This window comes from Bradyrhizobium sp. NAS96.2 (assembly GCF_001908235.1).
Lineage (GTDB): Bacteria > Pseudomonadota > Alphaproteobacteria > Rhizobiales > Xanthobacteraceae > Bradyrhizobium.
The window spans coordinates 1-18,055 of sequence record NZ_LGHK01000092.1 but is presented as its reverse complement, the minus strand read 5'-3'; the positions used below and the strand labels follow the sequence as shown (position 1 = coordinate 18,055).

General features: G+C 64.3%; 18 protein-coding genes. 11 read left to right on the top strand and 7 right to left on the bottom strand.

From position 1 onward, the window contains the following. Nucleotides 1–48: 48 nt before the first annotated feature. Nucleotides 49–813 (bottom strand): Crp/Fnr family transcriptional regulator, encoded by a 765-nt coding sequence (locus AC628_RS20875; RefSeq protein ID WP_074128651.1) that lies wholly within the window; start codon nucleotides 811–813, stop codon nucleotides 49–51. A gap of 199 nt (nucleotides 814–1,012) precedes the next feature. Between AC628_RS20875 and AC628_RS20870 the strand changes: the two genes are divergently transcribed. Continuing rightward, the gene (locus tag AC628_RS20870; RefSeq protein ID WP_074128650.1) at nucleotides 1,013–1,387 is read left to right on the top strand and encodes a response regulator; all 375 of its coding nucleotides are present in this window, start codon (nucleotides 1,013–1,015) and stop codon (nucleotides 1,385–1,387) included. 78 nt (nucleotides 1,388–1,465) lie between these two features. Then, complete coding sequence (locus tag AC628_RS20865) at nucleotides 1,466–2,578, top strand: hypothetical protein (RefSeq protein WP_245321249.1); 1,113 nt, start codon at nucleotides 1,466–1,468, stop codon at nucleotides 2,576–2,578. Nucleotides 2,579–2,604: 26 nt separating this feature from the next. Here the strand turns inward: AC628_RS20865 and AC628_RS20860 are convergent, their stop codons facing one another. From AC628_RS20860 to AC628_RS20845, 3 genes are all read right to left on the bottom strand, one after another. Beyond that, nucleotides 2,605–3,603 (bottom strand): N-acetylmuramoyl-L-alanine amidase family protein, encoded by a 999-nt coding sequence (locus AC628_RS20860; protein WP_245321248.1) that lies wholly within the window; start codon nucleotides 3,601–3,603, stop codon nucleotides 2,605–2,607. Nucleotides 3,604–3,754: 151 nt separating this feature from the next. Next, nucleotides 3,755–5,317, bottom strand: coding sequence for an alkaline phosphatase D family protein (locus AC628_RS20855; RefSeq protein ID WP_074128649.1), 1,563 nt, complete (start codon nucleotides 5,315–5,317; stop codon nucleotides 3,755–3,757). A 497-nt stretch (nucleotides 5,318–5,814) separates the two neighbouring features. Beyond that, the gene (locus tag AC628_RS20845; protein ID WP_245321247.1) at nucleotides 5,815–7,218 is read right to left on the bottom strand and encodes a TAXI family TRAP transporter solute-binding subunit; all 1,404 of its coding nucleotides are present in this window, start codon (nucleotides 7,216–7,218) and stop codon (nucleotides 5,815–5,817) included. 224 nt (nucleotides 7,219–7,442) lie between these two features. On the opposite strand from AC628_RS20845, the gene AC628_RS20840 reads away from it, so the two are divergent. Both AC628_RS20840 and AC628_RS20835 read left to right on the top strand, forming a co-directional pair. After that, nucleotides 7,443–7,748, top strand: a complete 306-nt coding sequence (locus AC628_RS20840) for a 4a-hydroxytetrahydrobiopterin dehydratase (protein WP_074128647.1) — start codon at nucleotides 7,443–7,445, stop codon at nucleotides 7,746–7,748. Between the two features lie 231 nt (nucleotides 7,749–7,979). Beyond that, nucleotides 7,980–8,360 (top strand): YkvA family protein, encoded by a 381-nt coding sequence (locus AC628_RS20835; RefSeq protein ID WP_074128646.1) that lies wholly within the window; start codon nucleotides 7,980–7,982, stop codon nucleotides 8,358–8,360. A 161-nt stretch (nucleotides 8,361–8,521) separates the two neighbouring features. Here the strand turns inward: AC628_RS20835 and AC628_RS20830 are convergent, their stop codons facing one another. Continuing rightward, the gene (locus tag AC628_RS20830) at nucleotides 8,522–9,502 is read right to left on the bottom strand and encodes an NADPH:quinone oxidoreductase family protein (protein ID WP_074128645.1); all 981 of its coding nucleotides are present in this window, start codon (nucleotides 9,500–9,502) and stop codon (nucleotides 8,522–8,524) included. A gap of 105 nt (nucleotides 9,503–9,607) precedes the next feature. On the opposite strand from AC628_RS20830, the gene AC628_RS20825 reads away from it, so the two are divergent. The 6 genes from AC628_RS20825 to argG all read left to right on the top strand — a co-directional run bounded on the left by AC628_RS20825 (nucleotide 9,608) and on the right by argG (nucleotide 15,564). After that, nucleotides 9,608–10,447 (top strand): SDR family oxidoreductase, encoded by an 840-nt coding sequence (locus tag AC628_RS20825; RefSeq protein ID WP_074128644.1) that lies wholly within the window; start codon nucleotides 9,608–9,610, stop codon nucleotides 10,445–10,447. 191 nt (nucleotides 10,448–10,638) lie between these two features. Further along, nucleotides 10,639–11,232: an invasion associated locus B family protein gene (locus AC628_RS20820; RefSeq protein WP_074128670.1), complete on the top strand. Its 594-nt coding sequence runs from the start codon at nucleotides 10,639–10,641 to the stop codon at nucleotides 11,230–11,232. 81 nt (nucleotides 11,233–11,313) lie between these two features. Continuing rightward, a complete protein-coding gene (gene rlmN, locus AC628_RS20815; protein ID WP_074128643.1) occupies nucleotides 11,314–12,528 on the top strand; it encodes a dual-specificity RNA methyltransferase RlmN in 1,215 nt (404 codons plus the stop codon). A 120-nt stretch (nucleotides 12,529–12,648) separates the two neighbouring features. Next, nucleotides 12,649–13,134 (top strand): hypothetical protein, encoded by a 486-nt coding sequence (locus AC628_RS20810; RefSeq protein ID WP_074128642.1) that lies wholly within the window; start codon nucleotides 12,649–12,651, stop codon nucleotides 13,132–13,134. A gap of 231 nt (nucleotides 13,135–13,365) precedes the next feature. Next, a complete protein-coding gene (locus tag AC628_RS20805) occupies nucleotides 13,366–14,151 on the top strand; it encodes a phosphatase PAP2 family protein (RefSeq protein WP_074128641.1) in 786 nt (261 codons plus the stop codon). 75 nt (nucleotides 14,152–14,226) lie between these two features. After that, nucleotides 14,227–15,564: an argininosuccinate synthase gene (gene argG / locus AC628_RS20800; RefSeq protein WP_057021289.1), complete on the top strand. Its 1,338-nt coding sequence runs from the start codon at nucleotides 14,227–14,229 to the stop codon at nucleotides 15,562–15,564. Nucleotides 15,565–15,784: 220 nt separating this feature from the next. On the opposite strand, the gene AC628_RS20795 is transcribed toward argG, so the two are convergent. Further along, complete coding sequence (locus AC628_RS20795) at nucleotides 15,785–16,372, bottom strand: TetR/AcrR family transcriptional regulator (RefSeq protein ID WP_074128640.1); 588 nt, start codon at nucleotides 16,370–16,372, stop codon at nucleotides 15,785–15,787. Between the two features lie 153 nt (nucleotides 16,373–16,525). Here AC628_RS20795 and AC628_RS20790 point away from each other — a divergent pair, with 153 nt between their 5' ends. Further along, the gene (locus tag AC628_RS20790) at nucleotides 16,526–16,891 is read left to right on the top strand and encodes a polyketide cyclase (protein WP_050631313.1); all 366 of its coding nucleotides are present in this window, start codon (nucleotides 16,526–16,528) and stop codon (nucleotides 16,889–16,891) included. A 205-nt stretch (nucleotides 16,892–17,096) separates the two neighbouring features. On the opposite strand, the gene AC628_RS20785 is transcribed toward AC628_RS20790, so the two are convergent. Further along, the gene (locus AC628_RS20785; protein ID WP_245321250.1) at nucleotides 17,097–18,050 is read right to left on the bottom strand and encodes an OmpA family protein; all 954 of its coding nucleotides are present in this window, start codon (nucleotides 18,048–18,050) and stop codon (nucleotides 17,097–17,099) included. Between the last annotated feature and the right edge of the window lie 5 nt (nucleotides 18,051–18,055).

The window sequence follows — 18,055 nt, the reverse complement described above, 5'->3', positions numbered from 1 at the left end:
GCGAGTGTAGCGTGATTTTCGCGGCCCGCGATAGCGGCTTGGAGCCCGCTAGTTCGCCGGGTTGTCCTCGCTTGGATAGACCCCGCGCAGCACTTCCTCGAAGTGATCCTTCACCGCCTCGTTGCACATGCAGGAGCGCAGCCGGAGCTTGTCCGGGTCGCGGATCACGATCGCGCCGCGGCGGGTGTCCAGCACGCCCTCCGCCTTGAAGTTCTGGATCACCCGGCTGGTGTAGCTGCGGCCGACGCCGAGCAAGGTCGAGAGTTGCTCATGCGTGAGCGGCACCACGCCATTGCCGTTGGTGCGCTCCATCGCCGAGATGATCCATTTTGCGGCGCGCTGCTCGATCGAGTGGATTGCATTGCAGGCGGTCGACTGGAAAATCTGCGCCAGCATGCAGTCGGCATAGCGCGCGAAGATGTTGCGCACCGAGATCGACTTCAGCTTGGCGGCGTCGAGCTTGCTGATCGGCAGCCGCACGAACGGGCCGCCGAACTTGACGGTGATGCGGGTATAGGCCGGCAGGAATCCCTGGCTGACGATGCCGCCGACGGCGCCCTCGCGGCCGACCAGAATGGTCTCGACATCGCGCCCGTCCTCATTGGCCACCATGTAGGACGCAAGGCTCGGCCCGCATGGGAAATGCACGATCTGGACGTCGTCGCCGGGATTGTAGAGCAAGTCGCTGGCGTCAGCATCGACCACCGCAAGATGCGGCGCGATCAGCTCGTAATCGGCGGCATTCAGCCGGCGCAAGAGATTGTTGAATGGCCGGTCGCTCGTCCCGGCCAAATCGGTCCGTTTGGCAATCATTGGAAAATCCTGAAAACCCAACGCGGACCATACTGAAAATGTTCCAGCTTTTATGTTCACTAGTGAACAGACGCGGCGGCTCGCGATGTGGTGGGTTTCATCTCGGGAACAGCCGGCGTGCTTTCGGGCGCCGGTCGCGGGCCATCCGGCCGGACTGATCCGGTCTCTCATCCATCATCGAGGAAATGGACACCGCGTCATGGAATCCGCCCCCAATGCCGGCATGCCCGGTGATGTCCTGGTCGTCGAGGACGATCCGATCATCTCGCTCTATTTCGAGGACACCATCCTCGGCTTCGGCGCCCGAACGGTGCGCACCGCCGCGAACGTCGCCCGTGCGCTCGAACTGATCGCCGAACGCGCGCCGGATTTCGCGCTGCTCGACGTCGGCCTCGTCAGGGGCGAGAAGACGTTCGCGATCGCCGAGCGGCTCGATGCGCTGAAAGTGCCTTTCGCATTCGTCACGGGTTACGGCGCGGACATCAGGCTGCCGGAATCGCTCGCCGACAAGCCGCGGCTGACCAAGCCGTGTTCGAGCGAGACGCTCGAAGCTGCGCTGAGAAACGAGCTTTGACGGATTGCCGGGCTGCGGCCACGCAGTCTACGATCCAGAATATCGGATTCGGCGGCGCACAGGCCCCGGGAAGCTGTCATGGCAATCAGGATGGCGATTACAAAATCTGCCGCTGCGCGCGCAGCAGCGCTCTCTCTCGGGCTGCTCCTCGCACCGGTTGCGACGCCTCCAGCCATCGCCGAGCCGACCGCCGTCACGAGCGAGCAAGCCGCCGCGCTCGAGGCCTACGACAATGCGCTGAAGAACTTCGTCTCGATCCTGCGCCAGCGACGCGCGCAGATCGATTCCAGGCAGCCGCTGCCCGACCTGCCGGGTCAGGCGCTCTACCTCGCCCGGGTCGAAATGATGAGCGCATACAAGGATCTCACCGATGCGCTTCCATCCAGGATCGGCAAACCCGGCAGATCCGGAATCCCTCCGGCCTATTTCGACGCCGACAATGAGCCGCTGCTCGACGAGTACAGGAAGCTGTTCGACGTCATGGAGGCGCCTCCCGCCGACGCGCAAAGCTCCGATACGCCATTCAAGGACGTGGTCGACCTGGCGACGGTGATCGCGCGCGCCAAGGGGCTCGATCCCGTTGCCGCCGCCACCGCGGGCCGTATCAGCCTCGGCCTGTTCTTTGCCGAGACGAACGGCAAGCAGAATGCGGGAAATGCGCGATCGAACACCTACAAGGGGAGCCTGCAGACCGGCCCGTCCGAAGATCGCAACGGTCGAAAGAAGTGGGCCGCCATCAAGGGATCGATCGCAGCCCTCGATCCTGCGCTGAGTCGTCGCGACGACAAGGAAGAGGCCCGGGCCGGCAATCTCGATCACAGGTTCAACCACTGGACCGCGGTGCGCAACGCCCTCATGAACGCGCACGCGGATATCTTCCCGCAGGTCCCGGCGATCGCTCAGGCATTGCCCGATCCGATCGATCAAATGAAGCTGTTCGAACTGATCCAGATCATTCCGACGCCAACGCGGGCCGCGCTGAAGTCAGGCAACCTCGTCGGCTACAGGATTTCCGATCCCAGGATCATGGGGTATCTGCGCAACAACAGCGTCTTCGCGTTCGGCCGCGCCGACCGGGCCAAATCATCCGTGACCTTCCGCGAAATCCTCGATGCGATGTGGCTGTTCAACGCCAAGTTCGAACAGGCGCTGACCAAGCTCAGCGAGCTCAAGGCGGGCAAACCGGGCTGAGCGAGGAAGTGCCGATCGTTCGGCCGTCAGAGCGGACCGAGCAGGGCCCAGCGCGGATTGCAGAATTCCTTCACGGCGACCGCAATGCCGCTGGCGATGCTGTTGCGACGCGCGGGCGAGTCCATAGCGAGTTCTTCGTCGCGGTTGATGATCGAGCCGGCCTCCAGCAGGACCGCGGGCATCGCGGTCTTCCGCAGCACGATCAGCTCATCATAGCTGTAGACGCCGGTCTCCTTGTTCAGCAGCGGGTGCTGGTTGCTACCCATGATGGGCAGGCTGTATTGCGCGGCATATTGCAGCCCCTGCGCCTTCATTTCCTTCGCGACCAGTTCGGCAAACCGGAGGCTCGTCCCGAAGTCCGGATTCTCCCGGGAGACGAACACGGAGTAGCCGCTGAAGCGGTCGCTGAAATGGCTCTTCTTGCCCTCGAATTCCCAGTCCTCGAGCATCTTGTTGGGCACGGAGTCGTGGTGGATCGACAGCAGGAGATCCGCGTGCAGATTGTTGGCGGCGGCGACGCGCCTGAACAGGCTGGGTCTTGCCTTGCCTTCGCTCAGCAGCAGCCTGGTTTCGGCAAAACCTTCGGCCTTCAAGGTCTCATCGATCTGCCGGGCAAGGCGCAGGTTGAAGGCGAACTCGGCGACGTTGCGGGCGCTCATCGCGCCTTCCGATTCCGCGGTATGTCCGACATCGAGAACGATCCGGAATGTCGCGGGATCGCATTTGCCTGCGGTCGGCTTGAGAACGGAAGGCGGCAGCGCGACCGGCCCGAGGGCGGCAAGCCGTGTGGCGCGGTGCTTTGCCGGCGCGCGGTGCCGTGCCAGTTTGGCCGACCTTGCCGACTTCGCGCGCTTTGGCGATTTGGCGTGCTTGGACGAGGTCTTGAAGAAATCAGGCAGCCAGCCGGCATCGCTGGCTTCGATCGGCAGCAGCGCGAACACGGCGATCGTGACAACAATCAAGCGGCGAGGCCGAAACCTCGCGACGATGCCACCGAGCACGCGAAAGAACTCGCAGCGCCTCATGCTCCGCCCCTCCGGGCCCCCAGCATAACGGCTCTGATATCGGTACCGGAAGAGGCAGGTCGCGTCCATCCCCCGCCAATCGCGATGCCCTTGCCTTTCGGACAATGGCATCGCCGACAGGGCGTCTGGTTCCCTCGCTTCGGCGGCCGGTTTACACCGGCTTCGGATCGAGCGTGATCGCCCACAGTTCGGCGTCGACGCGATCGCGCAGGCTCACCGTCATCTGGCCGCTCTTGCCGTCGATCTTGACGTGGCCGAAGAACTGCATGCCGGCCGACGGCGGCAGGTTCTGGTTGGCATCGCCCGGCGCCTTGACGAACTTCACCTCGGGCCCGAACGTGTTGTCGAGCTCGTTCGGACCGAACGTGCCGGCATGCAGCGGGCCGGAGACGAATTCCCAGAACGGATCGAACTCCTGGAACTGGGCCTTGTTCGGGTTGTAGTAGTGCGCCGCCGCATAATGCACGTCGGCGGTCAGCCACACCGTGTTGACGATTCCGGCGGTCTTGATGAAGCGCAGAATGTCGGCGATCTCGAGCTCGCGGCCGCGCGCCGGGCCGTCACCCTGGGCGAACGCTTCCGAGCCTTTCTTGTTGGCGGCATCGTCATAGACGATCAGCGACAGCGGCATGTCGGAGGCGATCACCTTCCAGGTGGCGCGCGAGTTGAGCAGCGCACGCTTCAGCCAGGCCATCTGGTCCGGCCCGATGAAATAGGCGTCGGGGCCATATTTTTCTTGCAGGTTCGCCCCGTTCGGGCCGCGATAGCTGCGCTCGTCGAGCATGAATACGTCGAGATGCGGGCCGTAGCTCAGCGTGCGATAGACCCGGCCCGGCTCGACGATGCTCTCGCGCATCGGATACATCTCGTGGAAGGCCTTGGCCGCGCGCGCCGCGAGCACGGTGATGTCGCGCTCCTTGTAGGTCGCCGGCAGCTGCTTCGACAGCGACCAGTTGTTGGTCACCTCGTGGTCGTCCCACTGCACGAAGATCGGCACCTCGGCATTGAAGGCGCGCAAATTCGAGTCGAGGAAATTGTATTTGTGCGCGGCGCGGTATTCGTCGAGCGTCTCGGCGACCTTGGCCTTCTCCGGGATCGTGATGTTCTTCCAGATCTTGCCGTCGGGGAGCTTCACCTCGGACGGGATCACGCCGTCGGCGTAGATGGTGTCGCCGGAATGCAGCAGGAAATCCGGATTGTGCTTCTTCATCGCGGCGAAGGTCATCATGCCGCCGTCGTCGGGGTTGATGCCCCAGCCCTGGCCGGCGACGTCGCCGCCCCACACGAAGGAGACGTCGCGGCGATCGCCCGGCGCGGTGCGGAAGCGGCCGACCACAGGCTCGCCGGCAATGTCGATATGGGCGAGGTCGCGGAAGCGGACGCGATAGAAGATGTCCTGGCCGGACGGCAGGTTCTCCAGCAGCATTTTTGCCGTGAAGTCGCTCTCCGGCAGTGCCGTGATCGGCGGCAGCGCACGGGCGTCCTTGAACGATTCCGTGGTCGCGACCTCGACCATCATCTGCGACGGCCGGTCCGCGCGCGCCCACACCACGCCGCCGTCGACGCCGACATCGCCGGACTGCACCCCATGGGTGATCACAGGGCGATCGGCGGCGCGCGACAGATACGGCATCGCGATCACGCCGACGCCGGCCGCAGCCGTGGTGGAAAGAAAGCGTCGGCGGGTGAGGTTTCGCGAGAACCGGATCGTCATGGGGGCCTCCTTAAGGTCACAGCGACAATGCGCCGCGGGCCTGCAAAGAGGTAGGAAAATTCCATGACGGCCGGATTACAGGGAGCGTGGTCAGGCGCGGCGGGTGACCGCTTTTGGGGACGTGAGGGAGAAATCTTCCCCTCGTTTGGCTAGTTCAAGTAGGCGGCGATGCCGCAGATGATCAGCATCACAGCGAACGCTGCGAGACCGAGATAGAATTCTCGCACTGAGAAAACCTTAAAGGCATTTAGCCATGATGAGGGGGAAGACACAGTTATATTGAGCCTGCGTCTCAGGCGGTCTTGCATTAAAGCGTAAAAGCCTAGCGCCACGCACATTGCGACGCCCAACGCTACACCAGTGAAAGTGTTAAGCAACATGCCGTCTACTAGACCCTGCAACCAGCACCAGTCACGCTTTTTCGTCTGTTTGCGCCACCGGTCGTCGGCGCCGTCATTCCAGGAACGACGCTCAAGAACCGGACGCGAGTAACAAAGTTACGCCGTGCCCGCCGCCCTGAACTGCGTCGCAGCCCGCTGCAGATTCTGCGGCATGCTCAGCAGCAGCGCCTTGCGGTCGGCGACCGCGTTGTGGAACTGCTCGAGCGCGATGTTGAACGCGGTCAGCGTGCCTTCCTCGATCGCGCCATGCTCAAAGCAGTCCAGCGTGTGGCGCAGGATGTCGTCGGCCTCCGCCTGCAGCTGGTCGAGCTCCTCGGTGGAATCGCTCTGCCGCGCGGTCTTCAGCATCTCGAGCAGGCGTTCGCGCTGCGAGGTGTTGGTGTTGCGCTCGTCCTGCTTGAGATAGCCGGCGAACCACGCACCGGCCGAGCCCATCGCCGAGAACGCCATCAGGCTCCACCAGATGTAATCGCTGTAGCGATCGAGGAAGGTCTTCTCTTCGCCGTCGACGAAGGCGGCGGCGCCGGGATGCACCGGGATGGTGGCGTCCTTGTCGGTGTCGGGCGTCTCGATCTTGGCGGCGAGCGGGAAGTCGTTCTTGAGCGACTGCCGGATCGCGAACAACTGCCGGGTGAAGGCTGCGACGGTCGCGTCCGACAGGCCTTTTCGTGCGACAATGTGATGGGAGAAGCTGATCGTCTTCACCTCGTCATCGGGGCGGTCGGCCGAGCCGAGCGAGCCGGCGGGGATTTCCGCCGCCTCATAGGCCGGATGGTTTTGCGCGATCGCCTCGGACGCGTCGATCGCGAGGAAGGTCGGTTCACCGCCGTCCTTGGTCGATGCCGTGATCGCGTCGATCGTGAGCTTGCTGTTGGCCGGACCGACGGCGAGATAGGCGTCGGCCTTGAGGTTCTTGATCGCCTCCGGCGCCTCATTGGCCGGGAATTGCACGATCTCGACCTTCATCGGGTCGACGCCGTATTGCGTCAGGATCAGCTTCAGCAGGTTGACATTGGCCGGGGTGCGGCCGACGACGCCGATCTTGCGGCCACTGAGCTGCGCGATCTTGGTGATCTTGGCGGATTTGCGAACCTTGCCCTTTGCGGGCGGAACCCACATCACCACCACGTTCTTGCGCAAGGTCGCGACCGCCTGCGCATTCTTCGGCACCTCGAGGTCGCCGCGGATGATGGCGAGGTCAGCCTTGCCGTCGGCCAGCGTCTGCGCGCTGGCGGTGGCGCCGTCGGTCTGCACTGGTCTCAGTTTGACCTGGGTGTGCTGCTGGTTGTTGAAGGCCTGCGCCAGCGCCTGCACGACCTTGAGGTCATCGCTGTTCGCAGGGCCGACCGCGATCTTGAGCGTCACCGGACGCACCGCGAAATAGTAGCCGGCGATCAGCGCGCCGACGATGGCGAGCGCGCCTGCGATCAAAACGAACATCAGCCGGCGCTTGGCGGAGCGCAACGGCTTGGGCGATATGCTGGCGGAGCCGTCTGTCATCGGCCTTGGATCATCGATCTCGCAAACAACCGTCTGGGCTCAATTTCGCAAACTACCAACGGGGATACATCCTTTGTTTGTAGCAAATTACTGAACGGACAGATGTTACATCTGCGTCATGGTTACCAGCGGCGATAGGACGCGACTTCGGCCTTAATTTCGGCATGGATCCCACCCGGAGGCCGATTGTTAGGCTAAGGTCGGCGGCAAACGGGAGGGTTACCATGGTCGAAAAGCTGTCAGCGGAAGCACGGAAGGCCGCGTTGTGGGAACTGGCCGGCTGGACCGAGCTGGCCGGTCGCGAGGCGATCGCAAAGACCTTCGTGTTCAAGGACTTCAACGAGGCGTTCGGCTTCATGGCGCGCGCCGCTTTGGTCGCCGAGAAGTGTGATCATCACCCGGAATGGAAGAACGTCTACAAGACGGTCGAGGTCGTGCTGGCGACCCACGACGTCGGCGGGGTGACCAAGCGCGATATCGACCTCGCCAAGGCCATGAACGCGATCGCAAGGCAGCTTGGGGTCAATTGACCCGGCTGCCCGGGGGTGAAGGAACTGGCCGCGCACTGCTTCATCCACGTCATTGCGAGCGAAGCGAAGCAATCCATCGCTCAGCAAGCGGGGACATGGATTGCTTCGTCGCTATCGCTCCTCGCAATGACGGTGGGCGAGGGACAAAGCCCATCCTTGCGGTAGCCACGTAACATCCCCAGATTCGCTTCGTCCGCCGCCGAACTGTCGCGGCGTCGAGGAACCCTGGTGATGGCAACGACCGACTATGGTGTGGGATTTGGGCCTGCCGACCGGCTGGCGCAGGACCCCGAAAGCGTGCGCCGCCGTTTCTGGATCAAGTTCAAGAAAGTGGTGGCGCGCCTGCCCTTCGCCGAGGACCTGCTGGCCGCCTATTATTGCGCCTTCGACCGGCAGACCCCGCGCCATGTCCAGGCCGCGCTGCTCGGCGCTATCGCTTACTTCATCCTGCCGTTCGATTTCATCCCGGACATGCTGCCGGTGCTCGGCTTCACTGACGATGCCGCGGTGCTCGCCACCGCGATCCGCATGGTGGCCAGCCACATCACGCCGGACCACCGCGAAGCCGCGCGCGCGGCGCTGAAGCGCGGTGTGCCGGAGGATGCAGCATAGCGTAGCCTAGCTGAAGGTCTCTCTATCTCCTTCCCCCTGAAAGGGGGAAGGTCGGGATGGGGGTCAAGCCACGGGCGACGCCAAGCGGAGAGAGCAGATCCCCACCCGCTTTGCTCTGGCGAGCAAAGCGACCTCCCCTTTTCAAGGGGAGGTTAGGCAGCTCAGCTTCCCGGATGCAGGATCACCTTGCCCATCGCCTTGCGGCCGGCAAGCACCTTCAGCGCTTCAGCGGTCTGCGACAGCGGGAAGGTGCGGTCGACATGCGAGGAGATCTTGCCTTCCGCGGTCCACTGCACGAGCTTCTCGAGGTTCTTGCGGTTCTTCTCAGGATTCTGCCGCGCCCACGCGCCCCAGAATACGCCGCGGATATCGCAGCCCTTCAGCAGCGCGAGGTTGAGCGGGATCTTCGGAATGTCGCCGGCGGCAAAGCCGATCACCAGGAAGCGGCCTTCCCACGCGGTCGAGCGCAACGCGGCCTCGGCATAGGCGCCGCCGACCGGATCGAACACGATGTCGGCGCCCTTGCCGTCGGTCAGCTTGCGCAGGCCCTCTTTGAGATCTTCCTTGGCGTAGTTCAACGTCAGCTCGGCGCCGTGCTGCTTGGCGAAGGCGAGCTTCTCGTCCGACGATGCGCAGGCGATCACCTTCAGGCCCATCAGCTTGCCGAGCTCGCACGCGGCAAGGCCGGTGCCGCCGGCGGCACCCAACACCGCGAGCGTTTCGCCCGGCTTCGGGCTCGCGCGATCTTCCAGCGCATGCAGCGCGGTGCCGTAGATGATGATGATCCCTGCGGCGCGATCGTAATCGAGATTGTCGGGAATCTTCACGATCGTATTCGCCGGCAGCGCGATCTTGTCGCGCGCGCCGTTGTGACCGCATGAAGCCACGACGCGATCACCAACCCTGAGATCGGTGACACCAGCGCCGACGCTCTCGATCACACCGGCGACTTCCGCGGCCGGCGAGAACGGGAACGGCGGCTTGATCTGGTACTTGCCCTGGATCATCAGGATGTCGAAGAAATTCAGCGCCGCCGCCTTGATCCCGATCACGGCCTCGCCAGGTCCGGCCACTGGATCGGGCACGTCTGCCAGCACGAGATCGTCGGGTTGACAGTATTGCGAGCAGAGGATGGCTTTCATGGACACACCTGAGTTTCGGACGCAGAAAGAGCTGCAAGATCTTGGACTACAAGCTTCATGCCGGATTTGCGGCGGAGCGACAATACAAAGCGGAGGGATCAAACTATGTTTGAAAAAGGCCTGCTAGCGAAAAAGCGTATCCTGATCACCGGCGGCGGCTCCGGCCTTGGCGCGGCGATGGGCCGACGCTTCGCCGAACTCGGCGCCGAATTGATCATCTGCGGGCGGCGTGAGGGGCTGCTGGAGGAAACCGCCGCAAAATTCCGCAGCGAGCTCGGCGCCAAGGTCTCGACCGCGCGCTGCGATATCCGCGATGGCGCCGCGGTCGAAGCGATGATGGATCAGGTGTGGCAGGACGCGCCGGTCGACGTACTCGTCAACAATGCTGCCGCAACCTTTATTGCGCAGAGCGAACATTTGTCATTCCGTGCCGCGGACGCGATCCTCGCGCCGACGCTGCATGGCGCGATGTATTGCACGCTCGCCGCCGGCCGCCGTTGGATCGAAGGCAAGCACAAGGGCGTGGTGCTCTCGATCCTCTCGACCTCGACCATCACCGGCCGCGCCTTCACGGTGCCGTCGTCGATGGCCAAGACCGCGGTACTGGCGATGACCAGGAGCCTTGCCGTCGAATGGGGCCCGAAGGGCATCCGCACCGTGGCGATCGCGCCCGGCGCGTTCCCGACGCCAGGTGCCACCGGACAGTTGCGTCCCGAAGGGCGCGGCGAGGCCTGGTCGCATCGCAATCCGCTCGGCCGCGCCGGCGAGCATTCGGAGCTCGCCAATCTCGCGACCTTCCTGATCTCGGATCAGGCCGGCTACATCAACGGCGAGATGGTGGTGCAGGACGGCGGCTCGCATTTGCGCAGTTCCGGTGCCGAGGACCTGCTGCAATGGACCGATGCGCAATGGGAAAGCCAGCGCGCGGCGCGTGCCAAAGGATAATCAGGGGATGATCAAGGATGATCGGCGACATCAAGCACTGAGTGTGACAACGCGCGTGCGGCTTTTGGCTGACGCGCGTCCGGGCCTAACTGCCTTCCCAAAAAAGCGTTTCCCGGTTATCCATCCGAGCCGGGCAGAGGGGGAATCGCCGGGCCATCTTGCAGTCACAATGATGGGGGAACCAGTTGGCCGTGCGGCAGATTCTGACATCACTGGCGGTTTGTGTCCTGTGCGGGACCATCACCCTCGCACCGACGCAGGCTGCGCCCAAGAAAGACGCGGCCAAGGAAGCGGCCAAGCCGGCGCCGTCGGCTGCTGCGGCTGCGGCCGGCGGCGCGGAACCGACGCTGATCGGCCAATTCGGTACCTGGGGCGCCTACACCGCCTCGCCCAACGGCAAGAAGGTGTGCTTTGCGCTCGCCAAGCCGGCGTCGTCGAAGACCAACCCGCCGAACCGGCCGCGCGATCCGGCCTATGCCTTCATCTCGACCCGTCCGGCCGAGAAGGTCGTCAACGAAGTCTCGATCATGATCGGCTACACCGTGAAGCCGGGCTCGGAATCGACGCTGCAGGTCGGCGGCGGTACCTATGCGATGTACACGCAGGGCGACGGCCTCTGGATCAAGAACGCGGCCGAGGAGGAGCGGATGGTGGAAGCCATGCGCAAATCGGCCGATCTGACGGTAAAAGCCGTCTCGGCGAAAGGTACCGAGACGATCGACAGCTTCTCGCTGAAGGGCCTGGCGCAGGCGCTCGACCGGCTGGGGCAGGACTGCCGGCGCTAGAGCGCAAAGACCGGCTGACTGACGTAAATCGAGGTATTTGGTGGCTTTCCAGCACCGGCTGGAAGGCCTATTTGAGGTTTCATGACCGACACCGTGACCCCCAATGCCGTGTCCGGCGCCAGCGCGCTGGTCGAGAAGGTTCCGCTCGAGACTTATGTGCCGCCGGCCAAGCCGTCGCTGATCGGGCTGTCGCGCGCCGAGATATCAGATCGCCTGGGCGAGATCGGCGTGCAGGCCGGCCAGCGCAGGATGCGCACCCAGCAGCTCTGGAACTGGATGTATTTCCGCGGCGCCAAGAGCTTTGCCGAGATGACCAACGTCTCGAAGGACATGCGCGCCGAGCTCGAGAAGCATTTTACCGTCGACCGTCCCGAGGTGGTCGCCGAGCAGATCTCCAATGACGGTACGCGCAAATGGCTGCTGCGGCTGCCGAGCGGCGACAAGGTCGAGAGGGCGCACGAGGTCGAGTGCGTCTACATCCCCGAGACCGACCGCGGCACGCTGTGTGTTTCCTCGCAGGTCGGCTGCACGCTGAACTGTTCGTTCTGCCACACCGGCACGCAGCGGCTGGTGCGCAACCTCACCGCCGGGGAGATCGTCGGGCAGGTGATGGTGGCGCGCGACCGGCTCAACGACTGGGCCGACCGCGAGGACGGCACGCGGCGCGTCACCAACATCGTGATGATGGGGATGGGCGAGCCGCTCTACAATTTCGACGCGGTGCGCGATGCGCTGCTCATCGTCGCGGACAACGAGGGCATCGGCATCTCCCGCCGTCGCATCACGTTGTCGACCTCGGGCGTGGTGCCGAACATCCAGCGCACCGGCGACGAGATCGGCGTGATGCTCGCGATCTCGCTGCATGCGGTGCGCGACGAATTGCGCAACGAGCTGGTGCCGCTGAACCGCAAATATCCGATCAAGGAATTGCTGCAGGCCTGCCGTGATTATCCCGGCGCGTCGAACGCGCGGCGCATCACCTTCGAATATGTGATGCTCAAGGGCGTCAACGATTCGCTCGATGACGCCAAGCTTTTGGTGAAGCTGCTCAAGGGCATTCCGGCCAAGATCAATCTGATCCCGTTCAATCCGTGGCCAGGCACCGCCTATGAATGCTCGGACTGGGAGCAGATCGAAAAGTTCTCCGAATACATCTTCAACGCCGGCTATTCTTCGCCGGTGCGCACGCCGCGCGGCCGCGACATCCTCGCCGCCTGCGGCCAGCTCAAGTCGGAGACCGAAAAGCTCTCCGCCCGCGAGCGCCAGGCGCTGCGCGCGATGGCGATGACGGATTGAGAAGTGCCACTCTCCATGCAATCCGTCATTGCGAGGAGCGGAGCGACGAAGCAATCCATATCTCCGCGAGCCGAGAAATGGATTGCTTCGCTCCGCTCGCAATGACGGGGAGCCCGTAGCATGGCCTTGATCGGCCGCCTGTTCGTCGTCGCGTTCGGCTTCCTGATGGCCTGCTTCGTGGCAGGGATCATCGTGGTCTTCGCCGTGCTGTATCCCGAGATCAGCGATTTCGGCGGGCAGATCGACCAGAGCGCGATCGATATCGTGCTCGGCTTCGGTTTCATCTTCATCTCAGGCTTTGCGCTACTGCCCGCGCTGATCGTGGTGCTGATCACCGAGGCGTTCTTCATCCGGAGCGTGCTGGCCTATGCCGTCGGCGGCGCCATCGTCGGCGCGGCCTGCTATCTCGGCCTGATCCCGTTCGATCCCGACACGATGCAGTTCCACGGCATCGTGCGCCGGCACATGGAGATCATGACCGGCGCCGGCATCGTCGCGGGCCTGGTCTACTGGCTGATCGCCGGCCGCACCGCCGGCGCCTGGCGCGAGCCGCCGCGCCCCTTGCCGCCGCCTCCGCCATTACCGTCGCAATCGCCGCGGCCGTGACCACGACTCCCATCCTCCCCTGGAGCGGGAGGATCGGTTTGCATGAAGCGCAGCGGAATGCGAACCGAGGTGGGGTGATCTCTCCACTCGGGCAGTGCAAACGTGGAGAGACCCTCACCCCACCCCGCTCACGTTTCGCTCCGCTCAACGTGAGCGACCCTCCCCCTCCAGGGGAGGGTAAAGAAGACCTGTCACTTCCCATGCCCCGCCGCCTCGGCTAAACCGCGCGCCATGAACCGGACCGGACTTTTCATCGCGCTGGCGCTGGCGCTCATCGTCGGCATCCTGTTCGGGCTCTATCCGGAGCTCGACCTGAAGCTGGCGGCGCAGTTCTACGATGCCGCAGAGAAAACCTTCCCGCTGAAGCTGGACGCGGTGGCGCAGTTCGCGCGCGATGCGGCGATGTGGATCGCTTGGGCGCTGGTGCTGCCGGCGATCGTGACCATCGTCTGGAAGTTCATCCGGCCGGATCGGCCAATGCTGATGTCCGGCCGCGCCGCGGTGTTCCTGCTCACCACGATGCTGCTGTCGGCCGGCGTGCTCACCAACTTCACCTTCAAGAATTATTGGGGCCGGCCGCGGCCGGTGTTCGTGACGCAGTTCGGCGGCGATCTGCAATTCAAGCCGTGGTGGGACCCGCGCGGCGGCTGCCCGCGCAACTGCTCGTTCTTCTCCGGAGAGGGCGCCACCGCATTCTGGACCTTTGCGCCGGCGGCGCTGACGCCGCCCGCCTGGCGGCCGCTGGCGTTTGCGGGGGCCACCGTGTTCGGCATCGTCACCAGCGGGCTTCGAATGGCCTTTGGCGGCCATTTCTTCACTGATGTCGCGATCGCAGGCCTGGTGTCGTTCTTCACCGTCTGGCTGTTTTACGCGCTGATCTACCGCTGGGCCGCGACCCGGCTGACCGACGCCCAGGTCGATGCCGCGCTGACGCGCCTTGCGATGCCCGGCTACCGGTGGATGCAGCGCTGGCGCCGGGGCGGTGAGGCGCAGCCGGCCAGCCCGAAGCCCGATTAAAGGCGTGCCCCGCCTTCCGAAATTTGATATTCGCGACCCCAGAACCTCATCCATTTCGACCGATTGGACCGTCCCATGAGCACGATTCTGAAAAGCCTGCCCACCGGCGAGAAAGTCGGCATCGCGTTCTCGGGCGGGCTCGACACCTCAGCGGCGCTGCTCTGGATGAAGCTGAAGGGCGCCAAGGTCTTTGCCTACACCGCCAATCTCGGCCAGCCCGACGAGGCCGATTACGACGCGATCCCGCGCAAGGCGATGGATTTCGGCGCCGAGAAGGCCCGCCTGGTCGATTGCCGCACCCAGCTGGTCCATGAGGGCATCGCCGCGATCCAGTCCGGCGCGTTCCACATCTCGACCGGCGGCATCACCTATTTCAACACCACGCCGCTCGGCCGCGCGGTGACCGGCACGATGCTGGTCGCGGCCATGCAGGAGGACGGCGTCAACATCTGGGGCGACGGTTCGACCTTCAAGGGCAACGACATCGAGCGCTTCTATCGCTACGGCCTGCTGACCAACCCGAGCCTGCGCATTTACAAGCCTTGGCTCGACCAGCAGTTCATCGACGAGCTCGGCGGCCGTGCCGAGATGTCGGCGTTCATGACCGCGCAGGGCTTCGCCTACAAGATGAGCGCGGAGAAGGCCTATTCGACCGACAGCAACCTGCTCGGTGCGACGCATGAGGCGAAGGATCTCGAGAGCCTTGCGAGCGGCATCACCATCGTCAATCCGATCATGGGCGTGCCGTTCTGGCGCGCCGATTGCGACGTCAAGGCCGAGAAGGTCGTGGTGCGCTTCGAGGAGGGCCAGCCGGTCGCGCTGAACGGCAAGACATTTGCCGATCCGGTCGCGCTGTTCCTGGAAGCCAATGCGATCGGCGGCCGCCATGGCCTCGGCATGAGCGACCAGATCGAGAACCGCATCATCGAGGCCAAGAGCCGCGGCATCTATGAAGCGCCCGGCATGGCGCTGCTGCACATCGCCTATGAGCGCCTCGTCACCGGCATCCATAACGAGGATACGATCGAGCAGTACCGCATCAGCGGCATGCGGCTCGGCCGGCTGCTCTATCAGGGTCGCTGGTTCGATTCGCAGGCCCTGATGCTGCGCGAGACCGCACAGCGCTGGGTGGCGCGCGCCGTCACCGGCGAGGTCACGCTCGAGCTGCGCCGCGGCAACGACTACTCGATATCAAACACCGAGAGCCCGAACCTGACCTATGCGCCGGAGCGGCTCAGCATGGAGAAGGTCGAGGACGCCGCCTTCACGCCGGCCGACCGCATCGGCCAGCTGACGATGCGCAACCTCGATATCGCCGATACCCGCGCCAAGCTCGGCCTCTACAACAAGACCGGCCTCATCTCGAGCGGCGAAGGCTCGCAGATCTTCCAGCTCGAGAACGACAAGGACTGAGGCGGCAAGCGGGTCGACACAAACTCAGTGTCGTCCCGGGCAAGCCAATCGGTCCATCTCCGTCATCCTGAGGTGCGAGCGCTTGCGGCGCACTTGCGCCGCTGGGCGAGCCTCGAAGGATGCGCGGCCCGGCTGGTGGCCGTCGACCCTTCGAGACGCGCGCAGGCGCGCTCCTCACAGGGTGACGGGGCCTAAGCGAGCTTAGCTTGCCAGTGCAAGTTTACTTCACCCTGAGCGCATCGAGCAGCGAGCGAAACGCCCGCGCGTAATCCGTGCCGGTCTTGCCGATGTCAGGCCCAGCCGACACTGCGACGGCAGCCTCCGTCACCGCACCCAGCAACAGCCGCGCCAGCGGCTCGATCGGCTGATTCGCGATCACGCCGGCCTCCATCGCGGCCGCCAGCGCGCGCGGAAATTTGCCGCCGAAATGCTTGGCGTCGATCTCGCGCCAGCGCTCCCAGCCGAGCACGGCCGGACCATCGCGCAAGATGATTTGGCCGGTCGGGCCTTTCGAGCACGCCGCGAAATAGCCCTGGGTGCCCGCTGCCATCGCGGCGAGCGGATCGTTCTCGGCGCGCGAGATGCGGTCGAGATCGGCAACGAGGTCGATCGACACCTGCTCGAACACCGCCTCGAACACCGCCTCCTTGGTCGCGAAGTGATGATAGACCGCGCCCTTTGCGACCCGCGCGCCGCTTGCGATGTCGTCCATCGTCGCGGCCGCAAAGCCGCGCTCGCCAAAGATGCGCCGCGCCGCCTTGACGATCGAAGCTCTGGTTTTCTCGCGCCGTTCGGCCTGGGTTGCCATGGTTCGTTATTTTTTGAGCGTGATCTTTCGGAAAACCGCTTCACACTTTTCCGGATCACGCATCTCTAACCCAGGTTCCACGGCGACGCCAGTTGACTTACCGACTATCAGTCGATAAATACCGACCATCAGTCGGTAAATGGAGATTGCCCGATGCCCTCGCTCAAGACGCTGCAAGCCTTCGCTGACACGGTCGAAGCCAACGACCATGTCGGCGCGATCAGGAACTTCTATACGGCCGATGCCCGTACCCAGGAGAATGACGGCGAATGGCGCGTCGGCCGCGAGGCGCTGGCGGCGCGCGAGGCGGCGGTGCTGGCCGCGGTCTCCGGCGTGAAGACGACGCGGCTCGGGCCGCTGCTGCTCGACGGCGATCATTCGGCGATCTGCTGGCGGTTCGAGTTCACCGGCAAGGACGGCAAGGTCCGCAGCATGGAGGAGGTCGCCTGGCAGACCTGGCGCGGCGAGGAGCTGGTCGAGGAACGCTTCTTCTACGATCCGCAGCAGATGGCGCGGTGATCAAAGGCAGTAGCCGCGCCGTCATTGCGAGCGAAGCGAAGCAATCCATCGCGCCGCAAGCGGAGAAATGGATTGCTTCGTCGCTAACGCTCCTCGCAATGACGGGGCTGGTAAGCTTGGCCTGCTGACGCGTGCTACAAGACTTCACCAAACAAAAATGGCCGGGATCGCTCCCGGCCATTTCGTCGTGTGATGTCGCGCCGGCTCAGCGCGGCGGCGCGGCGGAGGCGGTTCCGCCGTTGAGCAGCGGGGTGATGCGGCGGACGGTGACGCGCCGGTTGATGCGGCTCGGTCCGTCGGTCTGCTCCTTCAGATATTGCGAGCCGTAACCCTGCGAGGTCAGGTTCTCGGCCGGCACGCCGAACTGCTGCGTCAGCAATTCGGCGGCAGATTGCGCGCGGCGGTCGGACAGCGACAGATTGTCGGTGTCGTTGCCGGTCGCATCGGTATGGCCTTCGATCAGGAACACCTCGCGCGGATTGCGCTGGATGGCCCGGTTGAGGCCGTCGGCGATCACCTGCAGCCTCGCCGCCTGGTCCGGCGGGATGGTCCACGATCCCGAATCGAAGTTGATCGTGTTGAGGTCGATGCTCGGCATCTGCATGCGGACATTGGGGCTGTAGCGGATCTCTTCGAGCGAGTAGCGCCGCTCGATCCGCTGCACCGGCGGTGCCTCCATGGTCTCGTAGATCACGTCGGGCGACGCCTCCTGAGCGTCGACGATATAGCGATCATAGGGAATGTTGACCACCGGCGGCGGCACGTCGACATAGAAGCCGCCGACCGCGCGCGGATCGCGATAGCTGTTGTCGATGATGACGAGCTCGCGCCCGCCGGGATCCCTGCGGATTCGGCGCAGCATCTGACCGTCGGCACCGACCACGGTGATGATCTCGCTGCCGTCAGGACGGACCACGATGGTGCGGGTTTCGCCGCCGATCGTTTCGGTGCGGATGTCACGCGCGCCGTAGCGGAAACGATAGACGTCGTCGCCGCGCACATAGGCCTGGCCGCTGGGGTCGCGGATGATGACGCGGTCCGGCTCGGTGTAGATCGTGCGGCCGTCTTCGACCACTTCCTGCCGCTGGCCGCGCAGGTCGGCGATGCTCCCGCCGATGATGGCGCCGGCCACCACGCCGGCACCGACCGCGGCGCCGATCGCGA